The organism is Sporosarcina limicola, assembly GCF_014873855.1.
Lineage (GTDB): Bacteria > Bacillota > Bacilli > Bacillales_A > Planococcaceae > Sporosarcina > Sporosarcina limicola.
The window spans coordinates 39,796-56,168 of sequence record NZ_JADBEL010000006.1; the positions used below are offsets into that span (position 1 = coordinate 39,796).

Sequence of the window (16,373 nt, forward strand, 5' to 3'; positions counted from 1 at the left end):
CCACGTGGTAAGATGAATGAAGATGACGTTTTTTTATGAATAGGAGTGAAACGCGCATGACGAAGAAGAAAATAGTATTACTAGACGGAAATAGCCTTGCTTACCGAGCGTTTTTCGCTTTGCCACTACTAACAAATGATAATGGAATCCATACGAACGCAGTGTACGGTTTTACGATGATGCTACAAAATATTCTTGTCGATGAAAAACCAACGCATATTCTTGTCGCCTGGGATGCGGGAAAGACGACATTTAGGCATAAAACGTACGGGGAGTACAAGGGTGGACGTCAGAAAACACCATCGGAACTGTCCGAGCAGTTTCCTTATTTGCGTAAGCTATTAGATGCCTATAATATCCCTCAATATGAATTAGATAACTACGAGGCAGATGATATTATCGGCACACTGAGTAAAATAAGCGACGCCGCCGGTTCCGAGGTGGTTATTATTTCAGGAGATAAGGATTTGACGCAACTTGCAAGCAACAATACGACCGTTTTCATCACCCGTAAAGGGATAACAGATATGGAGAAATATACGCCTGAACATATCATGGAGAAATACGGCATTGAACCCTTACGAATCATCGATATGAAGGGATTGATGGGCGATGCTTCCGATAATATCCCAGGTGTCCCAGGCGTTGGAGAGAAGACAGCTCTCAAGCTTCTAATCGAATATGGATCAGTCGAAAACGTGTATAAATCAATCGATAACATCACGGCTAAAAAACTGAAAGAAAATTTGACGGTGAATGAAGCCCAAGCGTTCATGAGCAAAGAGCTTGCGACAATCGAAGTTAATGCACCAATTACCGTTTCAGTAGATGACCTGGCTTACACAGGGCCGGATATGGACAAAGTGACGAGCATCTACCAAGAGTTGAAATTCAGGACACTTCTTGAAAAAATCGCTCCACAAGCAGAAGAAGTACTACAAGATATCGATGTCACAGTGATCGCAGAGTTGAAGGAATCGCAGCTTTCTGAAGAAATGGCTATCCATATAGAAATGATGGATGAGAACTATTTAACAGCAGATATTCTTGGAATTAGTATTGCGAATGAGCTAAGCAATTTCTATATCCCGTTCGCAATTGCCAAAGAATCAACCGTTTTGAGGAAATGGTTGCAGGATTCAAGTAACAAGAAATACACATCGGACTCAAAAGCGGCATTTGCATCATTAGCACGTTATGGAATTGAAACGGATGGATTTGAATTCGACCTACTTCTTGCTACGTACATCGTCAATCCTTCGACAACCTACACTGATGTGGCTTCAATCACACGTGAGTTCGGGAATGCAGACGTCAGGCAAGATGAAGCGGTCTATGGAAAAGGTGCAAAAAAAGCGCTACCTGATCAATCGATAGTTGCCGAACATGCGACTAGGAAAGCGCAGGCAATCTGGGAGTTGCGCCCTATTATCGAGCAGAAGTTGCAAGAAAACGACCAATATAATCTGTACCATGAACTTGAACTACCGCTTGCCAAGATTCTTGGTCAGATGGAATCCACTGGAGTCAAGACGGACCGCGAAACATTACAGGTGATTGGTACAGAACTTACTGCGAAGTTAGCAAAACTTGAAGCGGATATTTATGATATCGCCGGTGAAAAATTTAATATTAACTCACCTAAACAGCTTGGTGTCCTATTGTTTGAAAAAATAGGGCTAACGCCTATCAAAAAGACGAAAACAGGCTACTCTACAGCCGCTGATGTACTTGAAAAGCTTGAAAGTGAGCATGAAATCATCAGTCATATTCTAAATTACCGTCAACTAGGAAAACTGAATTCAACGTATATAGAAGGATTATTGAAAGAAATCCATGAGGATGGGAAAATCCATACCCGGTTCCAACAGGCACTTACGACAACAGGGCGTCTTAGTTCCATCAATCCGAACTTGCAAAATATCCCTGTGAGGCTTGAAGAAGGACGGAAAATTCGTGCAGCATTTGTACCGTCAGAACCCGGCTGGTACTTGTTCGCAGCGGATTATTCACAGATTGAGTTACGCGTTCTCGCACATATGTCCCATGATGAAAAACTGATTGAAGCATTCCGTGACGGCGCTGATATTCATACAAGGACGGCGATGGATGTGTTTGGAGTGACGGAGGATGCTGTGACGTCGGATATGAGGCGCGCTGCGAAAGCGGTGAACTTTGGAATTGTCTATGGCATTAGTGATTATGGACTGTCTCAAAATCTCGATATTACTCGAAAAGATGCACAGAAATTCATCGACACGTATCTTGCTAACTTCCCAGGGGTAAAACAGTATATGGCTGATATCGTTGCAGAGGCAAAGAGGAACGGCTATGTGACAACATTACTGAATCGCAGACGTTATCTACCTGAAATTACGAGTTCCAATTTTAATTTGCGAAGCTTTGCGGAACGGACAGCCATGAATACACCGATTCAAGGGAGTGCAGCGGATGTCATAAAGAAAGCGATGCTTGATATGGCTAAAAGACTCAAGGATGAAGGGATGCAGACACGTATGCTTCTTCAGGTACATGATGAACTGATCTTTGAAGCTCCTGAAGAAGAGATTGAGAAACTGAAAGAAATTGTACCGGAAGTGATGGAATCCGCCATTATGCTCGATGTGCCACTTAAAGTCGATTGGGCTTTCGGATTGTCATGGTACGAAACGAAGTGAGGGGAAGAAATGCCTGAATTACCGGAAGTTGAAGGGGTTGTCCGTGCACTAGCACCTGTCGCGACAGGAAGGACAACCCGTGAGATAACCATTTCAGATACGGTCAAACAGTCAAAATTACTTGGCAAAGAGGCCGTTTTGAAAGGGATTACAACAGAAGATTTTATTGCCGATATGGTCGGGATGACGATTACGAATGTCACTCGCCGAAGTAAGTATATCTATTTTCATCTAATAAAAGACGGGTACACTTGTCTCCTCGTCAGTCACCTTGGCATGACGGGGGCATGGTTTGCAGTCGAATCTCTGGAAGAAATTAGGGAAATGAAGTTTCGCAACCACGTCCATGTTGTCTTTACAATGGATGATGGTAGTCTGCTCGTTTATTCGGATATCCGCCGATTCGGGGAAATGAGACTTATTGATTGTGAAGCGGATCATCCGCCTCTATTAAAAATGGCGCCTGAGCCTTTTGACGCGAGTGCGCTCACCCATTTTCTTAGGATGGCTGATACACCAAAATACGCGCGGAAGCCTATCAAAGAGGTTATTATGGACGGGCATATCATCTCGGGTTGCGGCAATATCTATGCAACAGAAGCACTTTTTAAAATGAAAATACATCCCGCAAGGACAGTGGATCGGATTAGTTTGAAGCGGAGGACGGAATTGTTCGTGGTTATTGTCAATGTTCTGCAGGAAAGCATCGATGCGGGTGGCAGTTCCATTTCAGATTATCGCAATATCAATGGCGAAGCAGGAACGATGCAGGATAGGCTTAAAATGTACGGCCGGAAAGTTTGTTATGAATGCGGTGAAATGACAACTAGTATGAAAATAGCAGGCAGAACATCTGTCTACTGCCCATCTTGTCAGAAATAATCATCGCAGAGTAGGAGGTTGACCCATGATTATCGGTTTGACAGGAAGTATTGCGAGCGGAAAAAGTACCGTCTCCGCCATACTGCAAAAAAGGGGATTTCCTATCGTGGATGCGGACGAAATTGCACGTCTTGTCGTTGAACCAGGCAGTGTTGTATTGGCAGATATTGCATTGCATTTCGGCGAGGATGTACTAACTAAGAGTGGCTCCCTTAATCGAGAGGTTCTTGGGGCACGCATTTTTGGCAATGAAGAAGAGCGGATGAAATTGAACAGAATTATTCATCCGGCTATCCGTAAAGAAATGAGTAGGCAAAAAGAACAGTGGATCATGGATGGGGCGAACACGGTTATCATGGACATACCGCTGTTATTTGAAAGTAAGCTACAGTCCTTTGTGGATAAAATCATCGTTGTCTCCGTTACTCCTGACATTCAGAAAGAAAGACTTATGAAAAGAAATCGTCTATCCGAAGAAGAAGCTGATGCCCGGATTAGTTCCCAATTGCCGATACAAGAGAAGGAACGGTTAGCGGATGCGGTCTTGCGTAATAATGGAACTATAGAAGAGACACAACAACAGCTTGCACATATTCTTTCGGAGTGGAATGCGAAGCCTTAGCTCAATTATTAAAAGTAGAATGTTCTGAATGTCATCACAAGCTCTATGTTCTAGTACTAGATATGTTATACTAATGAACGGATAAACGATAAAAAGTATAACATACATGCAGGAGGATTTTATTTATGACAACTTCTATAGCAATTAATGGGTTCGGACGAATTGGACGAATGGTTTTTCGTCAGATGATAATGGAAGATGAAGTGACAATCGTAGCGGTGAATGCGATGTACCCATCGGAAACTCTTGCTCATATGATAAAATATGATACGACTCACGGCATATTCGAAGGTGACATCATTGCGGAAGAAGATGCGCTTATTGTCAATGGGAAACGTGTAAAAATCGTTTCGGATCGCGATCCACTCAATCTACCTTGGAAAGAACTTGGGGTTGATATTGTCATAGAGGCGACAGGTAAATTCAATGCACGTGACAAAGCGGCTCTTCATCTTGAGGCGGGCGCGAAAAAAGTCATCTTGTCTGCACCGGGTAAAAATGAAGATGTCACAATCGTTTTAGGTGTTAACGGGGATAAATTGGATATCGACAAGCATGATGTCATTTCAAACGCTAGCTGCACGACGAACTGTCTTGCACCTGTAGCCAAAGTGTTGAATGATACATTTGGTATCGAAAATGGTTTGATGACAACTATTCACGCCTATACGAATGACCAAAAGAACTTGGACAATCCACATAAGGATCTTCGACGTGCCCGTGCATGTGCACAGTCGATCATCCCGACTTCGACAGGGGCGGCAAAAGCGTTGGCACTTGTACTACCTGAACTTGAAGGGAAGATCCACGGAATGGCGTTACGTGTTCCGACACCGAACGTTTCACTAGTCGATCTCGTTGTAGATGTCAAAAAAGACGTTACAGTCGAAATGGTAAACGATGCATTCAAGTTGGCATCTAATGGCGATATGGCAGGCATTCTCCGTTTCACTACAGAGCCGCTTGTTTCTATCGATTTCAATACGACGACGGATTCCGCGATTATTGATGGTCTTTCCACGATGGTCATGGGAACTCGCAAAGTGAAAGTACTAGCATGGTATGATAACGAGTGGGGATATTCCGCACGTGTTGTCGACTTGACGAAAAAAGTTGCTAAAGCATTGAAAACAAAAATGGATGCATAATAGGTGAAAGAAACCGTTCTGTAAGTCGAAACTTGTCGATTTACGGAACGGTTTTATTTCGATTGTATAACTCTTTTCATCGCTTTTTCGATATTAAAGGCTAATTTCTGTTATAATTAAAATAATATATGGAAAAGCGGAGGATACAATAATGAAATGTCCAGCATGTCAGTACAATGGAACCCGTGTTGTCGATTCCAGGCCTGCCGAGGAAAATAGGTCTATTCGGCGCCGAAGGGAATGTGAAGAATGTGCGTTTCGTTTTACGACATTTGAAAAAGTAGAAGAAATGCCTTTAGTCGTTGTTAAAAAGGAAGGTTCACGGGAAGAATTTAGTGGTGAAAAGGTACTTAGGGGCCTAATACGCGCGTGTGAAAAACGCCCAGTATCACTTGAAGATTTGAAAAATATAGTCTATTTGATTGAAAAAGAGTTAAGAAGCGCTGGCACCGTGGAGATAAATTCGGATGACGTCGGAGAAATGGTCATGGAAAAGCTGGCAGATGTCGATGAAGTTGCTTATGTCAGGTTTGCCTCAGTCTATAGACAATACAAAGATGTCACTGTGTTCATAGATGAATTACAAAGTTTGCAGAAACGAAAGAAAGATTAAAATTTGATTTTCAACTAGAAAGGGGGGGTTCCGATGACAGTCCTATACAAAGAATTACAGCCGGTAGATGCATATAAAATTAGGTTGCTACATCCGTTTTCGGATTACGATCGGCAACTCCTCACATTATTTTATCAACCACTTATCGGCCCAGGCGCGATGAGTTTTTTCATGACGCTTTGGGCAGATGCCGAACAGGAATCCAGACATGAGTACAATCACTACCACCTTATGAATATTTTAACGATGCCGCTTGGTACGATTTTTGAAGCGCGTATCTCTCTTGAAGCAATCGGATTATTGCGTACATACAGGAAGAAAGATAACGATGAAAGGGCATTTGTTTATGAGCTACTCCCACCTTTGGATGCTAAGGCTTTTTTTGCAGATCCGCTATTATCGACATTTCTTTTCAGTAAAATCGGAGAGCAGTCTTATCGTAATTTAAGAACCCGATTTTCACTAGATGCTCGATATGAAAAGGGATTTGAAGATGTTTCACGGACATTTCTTGATGTATACACGCCCATTCAACAGGGGTATAGCATAGAAAACTTTGGAGAAATGCAATTCGAAGGACGAAACGAACCTAAAGGCGTCCCATTTTTGAATTCGGACTTCGACTTTGACCTTCTTCGTTCAGGGTTATCCGAGCAGATGGTTCCCAAAACTGCATTATCATCGGTTTCGAAGGGAACGATAGTAAAACTCGCATTCCTTTACTCACTGACCTCGCTTGATATGCAGAAAGTTATCATGATGGCACTTGATGAAGATCTTAAGTTACCGGATGAGAGATTACGAAAAGCCGCTGCTGAATTTTATAAAATGAACGTTTCGAAAGAAGCGCCGATACTTCATAAAGTTTATGTCCAAGAAGTTCCGAAGAAACAAGCAGAACTTTTGACGCGAGATGATGAATTGGTAGATTATCTTGAAAATACTGCACCTATTGAAATGCTTCGAGATATTAATGGCAAGGAACCTCTATCTGTTGATGTTCAGCTTGCTGAAAGGCTTGTCAATACCCATGACTTGCCAGTGGGCGTAGTCAATGTACTTCTCCAATATGTTCATCTTCGTAATGATGGGAAAATCACGAACAAGTATGTTGAGCGGATTGCCTCCCATTGGATGAATAAAAAAGTGCAGACGGTAAGGGCAGCAATGGAGATTTCAAGGAAAGAGCATGACCAATATATCCAATGGAAAAATGAAGGACAGAAACCGACAGCGAAATGGAAACCGACTCGTGAAGAGAAAGTGCCGGAATGGTTTTATAAAAAAGACGATAAACAAAAGGAGAAATCTGCTAAACAAGCGACTGACATCTCAGAAGAACGTCGTAAACTTTTGGAGGAACTAGGAGTCACAGGAAACGGGGTGAAATGAATTGGAACCGATAAGTGAAACATTGAAACGGGTTGTCAAAGCTCCCGCTTTTGCTGCGCGTTATGAAGAACTGCGCAATGAAGTGATGGGGAGTCCAGGCGTTCAACAATTTCTGTCGGACCATTCAGACGAAATTGACAAAGACGTTGTAGACCGTAGTTTAGGTAAATTATACGAATATGCCACTGCCTCCCATGATTGTGGAAAATGTTCGGACCTCATAGGTTGTACGAACCTCCTGAAAGGTTTTGAACCGAAATTAGTCCTATCACGTGGACTTATAGATGTGGAATATATAAAATGTTCGAGTAAACTCCTAGACGAGGATGCACGCGCTATTTCACGGATGGTTGACAGCATGTATATGCAAAAAGATGTCATGGCAGCAAAACTTCAAAATATTGATATATTTTACGATGACAGTAGGGTGACAGCTGTCCGTTCAGCGAAAAACTTTTTGAATGTCTATGATGAAACCGGTACACTTCCGGAACGTGGACTATACTTTTTTGGCCCATTTGGAATAGGTAAATCGTTCATCCTAGGCGCATTGGCAAACGAACTAGCTAATCGACGAATCCGTACAGTTGCTGTTTATGTTCCGGAATTTCTACGGGATATGAAGCAGTCAATCCAAGATCAGTCGCTGAATGAAAAAATTGAATTCGTGAAAAATGCGCAAGTACTCATGCTCGATGATATCGGTGCAGAAACAATGTCTGCATGGACACGTGATGAGGTGCTCGGAACAATTTTGCAATTTAGGATGGCTGAAAAACTGCCAACATTTTTCACGTCAAACCTTAGTTACGATGAACTGGAGCATCACTTAACCTATACACAACGTGGTGAAAAAGAAGTGGTGAAAGCTGCACGGATTATGGAAAGGGTACGTATGATCAGTAGCCCAGTGCAACTTGAAGGGGAAAATAGGCGTGGAAAATAAAGAGCAAATTCGTGGAGATTTTCGACGGGTTTTGAATAAGGGGCTTGCTTTTAATTGAATTCAGGCGTATACTCGATTTTAATTAATAATCTGAAATGCAGTGATGAGGACAATAGTCGATTTGTCAACCTACAGAGAATGGGGCCATTGGCTGGAAGCCCTTTAAGGACAGATAATCGATTTACCACCTTAGAGCAGCGATGGTGAACTTTCAAAGTAACTGTCGACGGTTCCGGTCCGTTAGCCGATGCAAAGCTTCATCAATCCAAATGACTATTAGTTGGATTGAAGGAACAAGGGTGGAACCGCGAGCGAAAGCTTCGTCCCTTTCCAGGGATGGGGCTTTTTTGTTTTTCAGAAAAGATAAAAGGAGTGTATGACAATGATAGACATGATTAAGCTAAAATTTCCGGATGGAGCGGTGAAGGAGTTCCCGCAAGGCACAACAATGGAAGATGTGGCAGCTTCTATTAGCCCAGGCTTACGTAAGAGTGCGTTGGCAGGAAAGTTCAGTGGCAATCTAATTGATTTAAAAACGCCGATTAAGGAAGACGGCGAAATTGCAATTATCACACCCCAATCGCCTGAAGCGCTTGAAATTTTACGTCATAGTACAGCCCATCTGCTTGCGCAGGCAGTGAAACGGAAATTCCCAGATGCGAAACTAGGTATTGGCCCCACTATAGAGAATGGTTTTTATTATGATATCGATTCTCCGCAACCCATCACGGCGGAAGACTTGCCTGAACTTGAAAAAGAGATGAAGAGAATTATTGGTGAAAATAACACGATCATCCGCCACGACGTATCTCGCACAGAAGCGGAAAGGCGTTTCAAAGCGATTGACGATGAATATAAACTAGAGCTTTTGGAAGCAATTCCTGAAGGCGAGCAAGTATCTATCTACGAACAAGGCGACTTCTTTGACCTTTGCCGCGGTGTTCACGTCCCTGCTACAGGGAAATTAAAGGAATTCAAACTGCTAAGCATCGCAGGCGCTTATTGGCGAGGTAATTCAAATAATAAAATGCTACAACGGATTTACGGAACTGCATTTTTTAAGAAAGAAGATTTACAAGAACATCTCCGACTTCTTGAAGAAGCGAAAGAACGTGATCATCGTAAAATCGGTAAAGAACTCGATCTTTTCATGAACTCAAAAAAAGTAGGACAAGGCTTACCTCTATGGTTGCCTAAAGGAGCCACAATCCGACGCATCATCGAACGTTACATCGTCGATAAAGAACAAAAACTCGGCTATGATCACGTTTACACGCCTGTGTTAGGAAGCGTGGAACTTTATAAAACATCGGGCCATTGGGATCATTACCAAGATAGCATGTTCCCTGTAATGAGCATGGATAACGAGGATCTCGTCCTTCGCCCAATGAACTGTCCGCACCATATGATGATTTACAAAAATGGCATTCATTCATATAGAAACTTACCGCTTCGTATCGCAGAACTAGGAACGATGCACCGTTATGAAATGTCTGGTGCACTATCCGGTCTGCAACGGGTTCGTGGAATGACATTGAACGACGCACATATATTCGTTCGTCCCGATCAAATCAAGGAAGAGTTTAAACGTGTCGTACAACTGGTCATCGGCGTCTATAAAGACTTTAGCATTGAGGATTACTCATTCCGTGTCTCTTATCGTGATCCAGAAGATAAAGAGAAATATTTCGATGATGATGCAATGTGGAATCGTGCGCAAGGCATGTTGAAAGAAGCGATGGATGAACTCGGATTGGATTATGTAGAAGCGGACGGGGAAGCTGCATTTTATGGTCCGAAACTCGATGTTCAAGTGAAAACTGCTATCGGTATGGAAGAGACATTGTCGACAGTTCAACTCGATTTCCTTCTTCCAGAGCGTTTCGACCTGACATATGTCGGCGAAGATGGTAAACAGCATCGTCCAGTTGTTATTCACCGTGGTGTAGTATCAACAATGGAACGTTTCGTCGCATTTCTTATTGAAGAATATAAAGGGGCATTCCCAACATGGCTTGCACCCGTTCAAGTTGAAGTAATACCGGTATCACCGGATGTTCATTTCGACTATGCCAATGACGTGCGCGAGAAGTTCATTGCTGCGGGATTCCGTGTCAACATTGATAGCCGTGAAGAAAAAATAGGCTATAAAATCCGTGAAGCACAAATGCAAAAAGTGCCATACATGCTCGTTATCGGTGACAAAGAAGTCGAAAGTGGCGAAGTGAATGTCCGTAAATATGGCGAACAGAAATCGGAAAGCATACCGTTCGACACGTTTCTTGCTAAATTGAAAGATGAAGTATCAACTATTTAATAAGTCGTTGACAATCTTTTTATCTTATGATAAAGTAAATAAGGTTAGTAATGACTGAATACAGTTTGTGGTATAAGAAGAGGCTACCCGCTTCTCACCTGATTGACGCCTAACCGTTGTTAACAGGTTAACACATGAGTGAACGTGCCGTGCATCTTGATGCACGTACACATACGCGGGTAGACAAATCAAATTTGTCTACCTTTTTTTATTGGATGAACCTGTGGGTCCGCCCGAATGGTCGGTATACCCAAACCATGTATTCGCGAGACAATATCCGGAGGTGGATTACTATTAGCAAAGACATGTACGTCAACGAGGGCATCCGTGCCCGCGAGCTGCGAATCATTGATCATAACGGTGAACAGCTAGGTATCAAATCCCGCATAGAGGCGCTTGAAATTGCCACACGTGTGAATTTGGATCTCGTCCTTGTCGCTCCACAAGCGAAACCCCCAGTAGCTCGTATCATGGACTATGGGAAGTTCAAATTTGAGCAACAGAAGAAGGATCGTGAAGTACGTAAGAATCAGAAAATCATTCTACTCAAAGAAGTTCGGTTAAGTCCGACTATCGACGAGCATGATTTCCAAACGAAATTACGTAACGCCGTCAAGTTCCTTGAAAAAGGCGATAAAGTGAAATGCTCTATCCGTTTCCGTGGACGTGCGATTACGCACAAGGAAATCGGACAGCGTGTCCTTGATCGCTTTGCAGAAGCGTGTAAAGGCGTTTCTACGGTTGAACAAAGACCGAAAATGGAAGGTCGCAGCATGTTCCTAGTGCTTGCACCAACTGCCGAGAAAGAGTAACAACGAAAGATTTAGGAGGAACAGATCATGCCAAAAATGAAAACTCACCGCGGCTCAGCGAAACGTTTCAAAAAAACCGGAAGTGGTAAACTGAAACGTGGCCGTGCGTACACAAGTCACCTTTTTGCGAACAAACCGACAAAAGCGAAGCGCCACCTGCGTAAAGCTTCACTTGTTTCTTCAGGCGACTTCAAACGTATTCGCCAAATGATCACTTACATGAAATAATTATCAACAAACAATCGAACAGAAAAGCAGGAGGTAATGAACTATGCCACGCGTAAAAGGTGGAACGGTGACGCGCCGACGTCATAAACGAGTATTGAAATTAGCAAAAGGGTATTATGGTTCAAAACATAGACTTTACAAAGTCGCAAATCAGCAGGTCATGAAATCACTTAACTATGCATATCGTGACCGTCGTCAAAGAAAACGTGATTTCCGTAGACTTTGGATTACACGTATCAATGCAGCTGCACGCATAAACGGACTGTCATATAGCACACTTATGCACGGCTTAAAAGTGGCTGGTATCGATGTTAACCGTAAAATGCTTGCTGATCTTGCAGTGACTGACGCTCAAGCATTTACCCAACTTACAGATGTAGCAAAAAAATCAATCGAAAAATAAGAATGACAAGTTAAGCTGCCGAAGCAGCCCAGAGAAAATCTGGGTGCAAGGCGGCTTTTTTGATGAAATGGTTGTTTGTTTCATAGTTTTTATAGTACAATTCAATGGTTTTTCTTTCATTATTATTCATATTTGGTGTAAAATGACGATAGAGAAAGAGGGTGATAAGAAATGCAAACTGTGATTCTTATTTGGATCCTTATCATGTCGGTGTGGGCTTTTGTCGCAATGGGATTTGACAAACGTCAGGCAAAAAAACATGGACAACGTATTTCAGAAAAAAGTTTATGGCTATTGGCATTGCTTGGGGGTGGAATAGGGGCTTACTTCGGTATGCAGACATTCCGGCATAAGACGAGACATACATCATTTCGAATTGGATTCCTTGTTTTAGCAATTGCTCACGGAATCGGTATCCTTTACCTTCTTGGTTTAAACTTGTCGGGAGTAAAGGAGGTATAAAAAAAGCCCGTTCAAACAACAGGCTTCAGTCATGTACTTAATAATTCTTCAATCGGATTTTTCCAACTAATTTGGGCTTTCGAGTAGTTAGAGAGGACTTCGGAAGACAGGAAATAAAAATCGTCCTTCGTGAATCCTTGAAGTTTTGCTTCATCTTTTACCCAAATGAAAATGGATACAACATCAATTGAATCATCTTTTGTTCCCAAATACTTTTCGCCTTCAAATAATGCACCTTTGTACGTAATGAAGAAGTTTTTTCGTACATTTTTCACATCATCATAAAAGAAATATTTCTCTTCTTCATAGGCTTCGTCAAGCTTACGCTTCGGGTTTAATAGATAACGAATCCCGCGGTAGAACAGGTAAACGATAAAGGTGATGATAACGAAGCGGATCAGTAATCCCATAGTAGGACCCCCTAATTAAATAATTATTACTCTCATATACGGATGACTAGACAATTTGGTTTCAAAAAAGTCGAAAATTAGTGGAGGTTTTTTCATGCAATTGACAAAATTATTTTCTATGCAGAGTAAACTGGATTCATTTATCCAAAATAATCGGGATAAACAGACTGGAGTTTTCGAAGAAAAAGGATTAGCACTTCTAATCGAGCTTGCAGAACTCGCGAATGAAACTCGTTGTTTTAAATTTTGGAGCTTAAAAGGGCCGTCGGATGATGCTGTGATATTGGAAGAGTACGTGGACTCCATTCATTTCCTCCTATCCCTAGGTATTGAAAAAGGATTTGACACGCTTGTAAAATGGCCTGAAGGAAAAGTAGAAGGGGATTTAACCCAGTTATTCTTGAAAACGACTGGTGTGATTCATAGTTTTCTATTAGAACTTACCATGGATGCGTATAAACAGATTTGGATTCATTATGGGGCGATAGCTGAAAAACTTGGTTTCTCCAATGAAGATATCATAAATGCATATATAAAGAAAAATGAAGAAAACTATGATCGTCAGAAAACAGGTTATTAACAAGTTTTATCCCGCATTTGACTATAAGGGTCCCTACGGTCGAAGAAATGCAGTCTAAAGCACGATTTCATGTCGATGATTGGATGAACTATTAGTCTTGGCAACGTCGACATTTATATATTTTGTACGTTACAAGACCACTATTTCAATACTTTAGAAAATCTTAGAACCATTAACGATTGATGAATATTCCGCACATATGGAAGTCTTTCTTTATGGAAAAATAAAAATGTGTTGACATAATCAGTAAAATAAAAAATAATAGAGATAGAGAATGAAAGATCAAGGGGGAGTAAATGTGAACGATTGGAATAAAGAGGACTTTGGTGTACGTTTGAAAACATTACGGGAGCAACGTGGGCTATCAATGATGGCATTTGGTGCGGCGATTGGGACATCAGCAAGTAGAATAAAGGATTGGGAAAAAGGGAAAAATGCTCCGTCAGCTGCTTGGATAGCGAAAATTTCGGAACGTTTTAATGTGTCGACTGATGAACTAATCCTTGGCAATCGACATACTTCAAATGCGTTTAAAAGTACGGGTTCTTCAAATAGTGATATGCTTTTTGATAAACTACGAGAGAATATTAAGCGTGATGATGAACCAGATAAACAGCCAAGTCGTACGGAGGAATTATACACTGAGGTAGATGCTTTAAATAAAGACCAATATAGAAGCGGAAAAGGCAGGAGACTTGCTGAGAGGGAATTGTTTGAAATTTTGACGGAGCTACCAAAAAAAGATGTGCTTGAACTATTAGAGCTTGCAAAGTTAAAAAAACGCTGGATGTGATGGAAGTAAAGAAAACAACTAGCGGCAAACGGAAAAGTGGAATTCGCTGGCTTCTCCGCATTATCGTGCTAATTCTCGTCGTACTTTTTATACATCGACAAAATACGACGGTAGGCATGACTCACTATGAAGTCGTTTCAGATAAAATTCCTAAAGGATTTGACCTTTTCAGGATTGTCCAGATTTCGGATTTGCATGATGCGGAATTCGGGGATAATCATATTGAACTTGTCAACAAAGTGAAAATGGCTACTCCTGGTGCGATATTCATCACTGGAGATTTTATCGACAGCAATCGGTATAATCTTAAAAAAAGTCTCCGTCTAATTGAAGAAATTCAGTTCGTGGCGCCGATTTACTATGTGACGGGCAATCATGAAATTGCCACGGGTGATTCGAAACACATCAAAGATAGACTAGAGAAGTTGGGTGTCATTGTCTTATCCAATGAAGCACATATCATAAAATCGTTCCCGGGTAGCGATATCGCGATTGGAGGAATTGAGGATCCGCTGTCGAGCAGTCTGGAAGATGACGAGGTAGTTGAAGCTTCAATCATACAGACGTTTAAAAATGTTCCCGATGATATGTTCAAAATACTGCTATCGCACCGTCCCGAATCATTTGATATCTACACCGCTCATGGAGTTGACGTGACGTTTAGCGGGCATGCCCATGGAGGCCAGTTTAGGATTCCAGGAATCGGCGGTCTCGTCTCTCCAGGACAGGGATGGTTCCCGAAATATACATCGGGTATCCATGAAAAGCACGGTAATCGAATGGTTGTCAGTAGAGGTTTGGGGAACAGTATCGTTCCAATACGACTTTTTAATCAACCGGAAATCATTGTTGTGACATTACGAAAAAAGAATTAACAAAGGAAACACAGTGAGCAAATGGCCCCTGTGTTTTTTTTGCGTTCATTAGTGTGGGAAATGTGGAAACTATACTATTTTTGTGTATGATGTAGGAAGTATCTCGATGATATTTTCAGGGAGGATGAGAGTTATGAAAGCATTTGTTCATGAAGAGGGAAGGTTGCGAATCGGTGAAATGAAGGAGCCGATTGCGAGAATAGGTGAGGTTGTTGTCGCGCTCCGTGCGGCAGGGGTGAACCGACGTGATCTATACATACCTGTGCGAAGAGGCAGTGCAATGAATGCATTGACATTGGGATCCGATGGTGCGGGAATTGTCGAGTCGATTGGTGAAGGGGTAATGGCGTTTTCAGTGGGGGATGAAGTGATCATCAATCCTGCGCTCCGCTGGTATGCGAACAGTGATGTGCCACCGGAAGATTTTGATATTCTTGGGATGCCTGATAACGGCACCTTTGCTGAAAAGATTGTTATTTCTGCAGAGCAGATTGAAAAGAAACCGGCGTTTTTATCATGGGAGGAAGCTGCTGTCCTATCTCTTTCTGCACTGACGGGTTATCGTGCTTTATTTACAAAAGGGGAGTTGAAAGCAGGGGAAACCGTCTTTATTCCCGGAGCGGGTAGTGGTGTAGCAATGTTTCTTATTCAATTTGCCAAAAATAGAGGTGCTCGTGTCATTGTGACGTCACGGAATGCAGAAAAAAGGAAAAAAGCGCTGGAGTTAGGGGCAGATGTTGCGTTGGATACGAATGCCGATTGGAAAAATGAGCTAGTAGATGAAAAGATTGACCTCGTTATCGATAGTGTCGGACGGGCAACTTTTAACCGTTCTCTCGATGTATTGAAAAAAGGTGGTCGAATGGTCGTGTTTGGTGCAACGACAGAGGATACAGTCAACTTGGATTTGCGTGCATTTTTCTATGGACAGTACCAATTAATTGGTTCGACGATGGGAAGTCGGGAAGAGCTACGTGAGATGATGGCATATATTGAAAAATATAGGATGCATCCAGTCATTGATAAAGTTTTCGAACTAGACGACGCATTGGAAGCGTTTGAACATGTTGAAGAAAGCCGACATTTTGGTAAAGTGGCATTAAGCATTTATAAATAAAGGCGGCTTTCTACTGAATAGGAAAGTACTTTAGAAATCATAAAGTGTGTTGGAATATTATGTGAATGTGAGGTATACTAAAGGCATGAAGGGTG

General features: G+C 42.0%; 17 protein-coding genes. 16 read left to right on the forward strand and 1 reads right to left on the reverse strand.

What is annotated here, in order from left to right; translation table 11 throughout:
* The first annotated feature begins 56 nt into the window (after positions 1–56).
* The 12 genes from polA (at position 57) to H4683_RS07415 (ending at position 12,503) form a co-directional block, all read left to right on the forward strand.
* Entirely contained in the window at positions 57–2,678 is a 2,622-nt protein-coding gene (gene polA / locus H4683_RS07360) for a DNA polymerase I (RefSeq protein ID WP_192598209.1), read from the forward strand.
* 9 nt (positions 2,679–2,687) lie between these two features.
* Complete coding sequence (gene mutM / locus H4683_RS07365; RefSeq protein WP_192598210.1) at positions 2,688–3,560, forward strand: bifunctional DNA-formamidopyrimidine glycosylase/DNA-(apurinic or apyrimidinic site) lyase; 873 nt, start codon at positions 2,688–2,690, stop codon at positions 3,558–3,560.
* A gap of 25 nt (positions 3,561–3,585) precedes the next feature.
* On the forward strand, positions 3,586–4,182 hold the full coding sequence (gene coaE, locus H4683_RS07370; protein ID WP_192598211.1) for a dephospho-CoA kinase: 597 nt from the start codon (positions 3,586–3,588) through the stop codon (positions 4,180–4,182).
* A 125-nt stretch (positions 4,183–4,307) separates the two neighbouring features.
* Positions 4,308–5,330, forward strand: a complete 1,023-nt coding sequence (locus tag H4683_RS07375; protein WP_192598212.1) for a glyceraldehyde-3-phosphate dehydrogenase — start codon at positions 4,308–4,310, stop codon at positions 5,328–5,330.
* A 151-nt stretch (positions 5,331–5,481) separates the two neighbouring features.
* Positions 5,482–5,943: a transcriptional regulator NrdR gene (gene nrdR, locus H4683_RS07380; protein ID WP_192598213.1), complete on the forward strand. Its 462-nt coding sequence runs from the start codon at positions 5,482–5,484 to the stop codon at positions 5,941–5,943.
* A gap of 33 nt (positions 5,944–5,976) precedes the next feature.
* On the forward strand, positions 5,977–7,335 hold the full coding sequence (locus tag H4683_RS07385) for a replication initiation and membrane attachment family protein (RefSeq protein ID WP_192598214.1): 1,359 nt from the start codon (positions 5,977–5,979) through the stop codon (positions 7,333–7,335).
* A 1-nt stretch (position 7,336) separates the two neighbouring features.
* Complete coding sequence (gene dnaI / locus H4683_RS07390) at positions 7,337–8,281, forward strand: primosomal protein DnaI (RefSeq protein WP_192598215.1); 945 nt, start codon at positions 7,337–7,339, stop codon at positions 8,279–8,281.
* A 382-nt stretch (positions 8,282–8,663) separates the two neighbouring features.
* Entirely contained in the window at positions 8,664–10,598 is a 1,935-nt protein-coding gene (gene thrS / locus H4683_RS07395) for a threonine--tRNA ligase (RefSeq protein WP_192598216.1), read from the forward strand.
* 293 nt (positions 10,599–10,891) lie between these two features.
* Positions 10,892–11,410, forward strand: coding sequence for a translation initiation factor IF-3 (gene infC, locus H4683_RS07400; protein WP_338062426.1), 519 nt, complete (start codon positions 10,892–10,894; stop codon positions 11,408–11,410).
* A gap of 27 nt (positions 11,411–11,437) precedes the next feature.
* A complete protein-coding gene (gene rpmI, locus H4683_RS07405; RefSeq protein WP_067207701.1) occupies positions 11,438–11,638 on the forward strand; it encodes a 50S ribosomal protein L35 in 201 nt (66 codons plus the stop codon).
* Positions 11,639–11,681: 43 nt separating this feature from the next.
* Positions 11,682–12,041 (forward strand): 50S ribosomal protein L20, encoded by a 360-nt coding sequence (gene rplT / locus H4683_RS07410; protein WP_192598217.1) that lies wholly within the window; start codon positions 11,682–11,684, stop codon positions 12,039–12,041.
* A 171-nt stretch (positions 12,042–12,212) separates the two neighbouring features.
* Positions 12,213–12,503: a DUF1294 domain-containing protein gene (locus tag H4683_RS07415; protein ID WP_192598218.1), complete on the forward strand. Its 291-nt coding sequence runs from the start codon at positions 12,213–12,215 to the stop codon at positions 12,501–12,503.
* A 29-nt stretch (positions 12,504–12,532) separates the two neighbouring features.
* Here the strand turns inward: H4683_RS07415 and H4683_RS07420 are convergent, their stop codons facing one another.
* Entirely contained in the window at positions 12,533–12,913 is a 381-nt protein-coding gene (locus tag H4683_RS07420; RefSeq protein ID WP_192598219.1) for a sigma-w pathway protein ysdB, read from the reverse strand.
* Between the two features lie 94 nt (positions 12,914–13,007).
* Between H4683_RS07420 and H4683_RS07425 the strand changes: the two genes are divergently transcribed.
* The 4 genes from H4683_RS07425 (at position 13,008) to H4683_RS07440 (ending at position 16,278) form a co-directional block, all read left to right on the forward strand.
* Positions 13,008–13,493 carry a dUTP diphosphatase gene (locus H4683_RS07425; protein WP_192598220.1) on the forward strand — a complete coding sequence of 162 codons (486 nt, stop codon included), beginning with the start codon at positions 13,008–13,010 and terminating at the stop codon, positions 13,491–13,493.
* A 298-nt stretch (positions 13,494–13,791) separates the two neighbouring features.
* Positions 13,792–14,286 (forward strand): helix-turn-helix domain-containing protein, encoded by a 495-nt coding sequence (locus H4683_RS07430; protein ID WP_192598221.1) that lies wholly within the window; start codon positions 13,792–13,794, stop codon positions 14,284–14,286.
* Positions 14,286–15,161 carry a metallophosphoesterase gene (locus H4683_RS07435; protein ID WP_192598222.1) on the forward strand — a complete coding sequence of 292 codons (876 nt, stop codon included), beginning with the start codon at positions 14,286–14,288 and terminating at the stop codon, positions 15,159–15,161. Before H4683_RS07430 ends, H4683_RS07435 begins: the two co-directional genes overlap by 1 nt.
* A gap of 133 nt (positions 15,162–15,294) precedes the next feature.
* Positions 15,295–16,278, forward strand: a complete 984-nt coding sequence (locus tag H4683_RS07440; protein ID WP_192598223.1) for a zinc-binding dehydrogenase — start codon at positions 15,295–15,297, stop codon at positions 16,276–16,278.
* The last annotated feature ends 95 nt before the right edge of the window (positions 16,279–16,373 follow it).

Bases quoted from the DNA above. Each gene is read 5' to 3' on its own strand.
- rpmI (WP_067207701.1), top strand. From the start codon at position 11,438: ATGCCAAAAATGAAAACTCACCGCGGCTCAGCGAAACGTTTCAAAAAA.
- H4683_RS07435 (WP_192598222.1), top strand. From the start codon at position 14,286: ATGGAAGTAAAGAAAACAACTAGCGGCAAACGGAAAAGTGGAATTCGC.
- H4683_RS07415 (WP_192598218.1), top strand. From the start codon at position 12,213: ATGCAAACTGTGATTCTTATTTGGATCCTTATCATGTCGGTGTGGGCT.
- polA (WP_192598209.1), top strand. From the start codon at position 57: ATGACGAAGAAGAAAATAGTATTACTAGACGGAAATAGCCTTGCTTAC.
- mutM (WP_192598210.1), top strand. From the start codon at position 2,688: ATGCCTGAATTACCGGAAGTTGAAGGGGTTGTCCGTGCACTAGCACCT.
- thrS (WP_192598216.1), top strand. From the start codon at position 8,664: ATGATAGACATGATTAAGCTAAAATTTCCGGATGGAGCGGTGAAGGAG.
- H4683_RS07440 (WP_192598223.1), top strand. From the start codon at position 15,295: ATGAAAGCATTTGTTCATGAAGAGGGAAGGTTGCGAATCGGTGAAATG.
- rplT (WP_192598217.1), top strand. From the start codon at position 11,682: ATGCCACGCGTAAAAGGTGGAACGGTGACGCGCCGACGTCATAAACGA.
- nrdR (WP_192598213.1), top strand. From the start codon at position 5,482: ATGAAATGTCCAGCATGTCAGTACAATGGAACCCGTGTTGTCGATTCC.
- H4683_RS07420 (WP_192598219.1), bottom strand. From the start codon at position 12,913: ATGGGATTACTGATCCGCTTCGTTATCATCACCTTTATCGTTTACCTG.
- coaE (WP_192598211.1), top strand. From the start codon at position 3,586: ATGATTATCGGTTTGACAGGAAGTATTGCGAGCGGAAAAAGTACCGTC.
- H4683_RS07385 (WP_192598214.1), top strand. From the start codon at position 5,977: ATGACAGTCCTATACAAAGAATTACAGCCGGTAGATGCATATAAAATT.
- H4683_RS07375 (WP_192598212.1), top strand. From the start codon at position 4,308: ATGACAACTTCTATAGCAATTAATGGGTTCGGACGAATTGGACGAATG.
- H4683_RS07425 (WP_192598220.1), top strand. From the start codon at position 13,008: ATGCAATTGACAAAATTATTTTCTATGCAGAGTAAACTGGATTCATTT.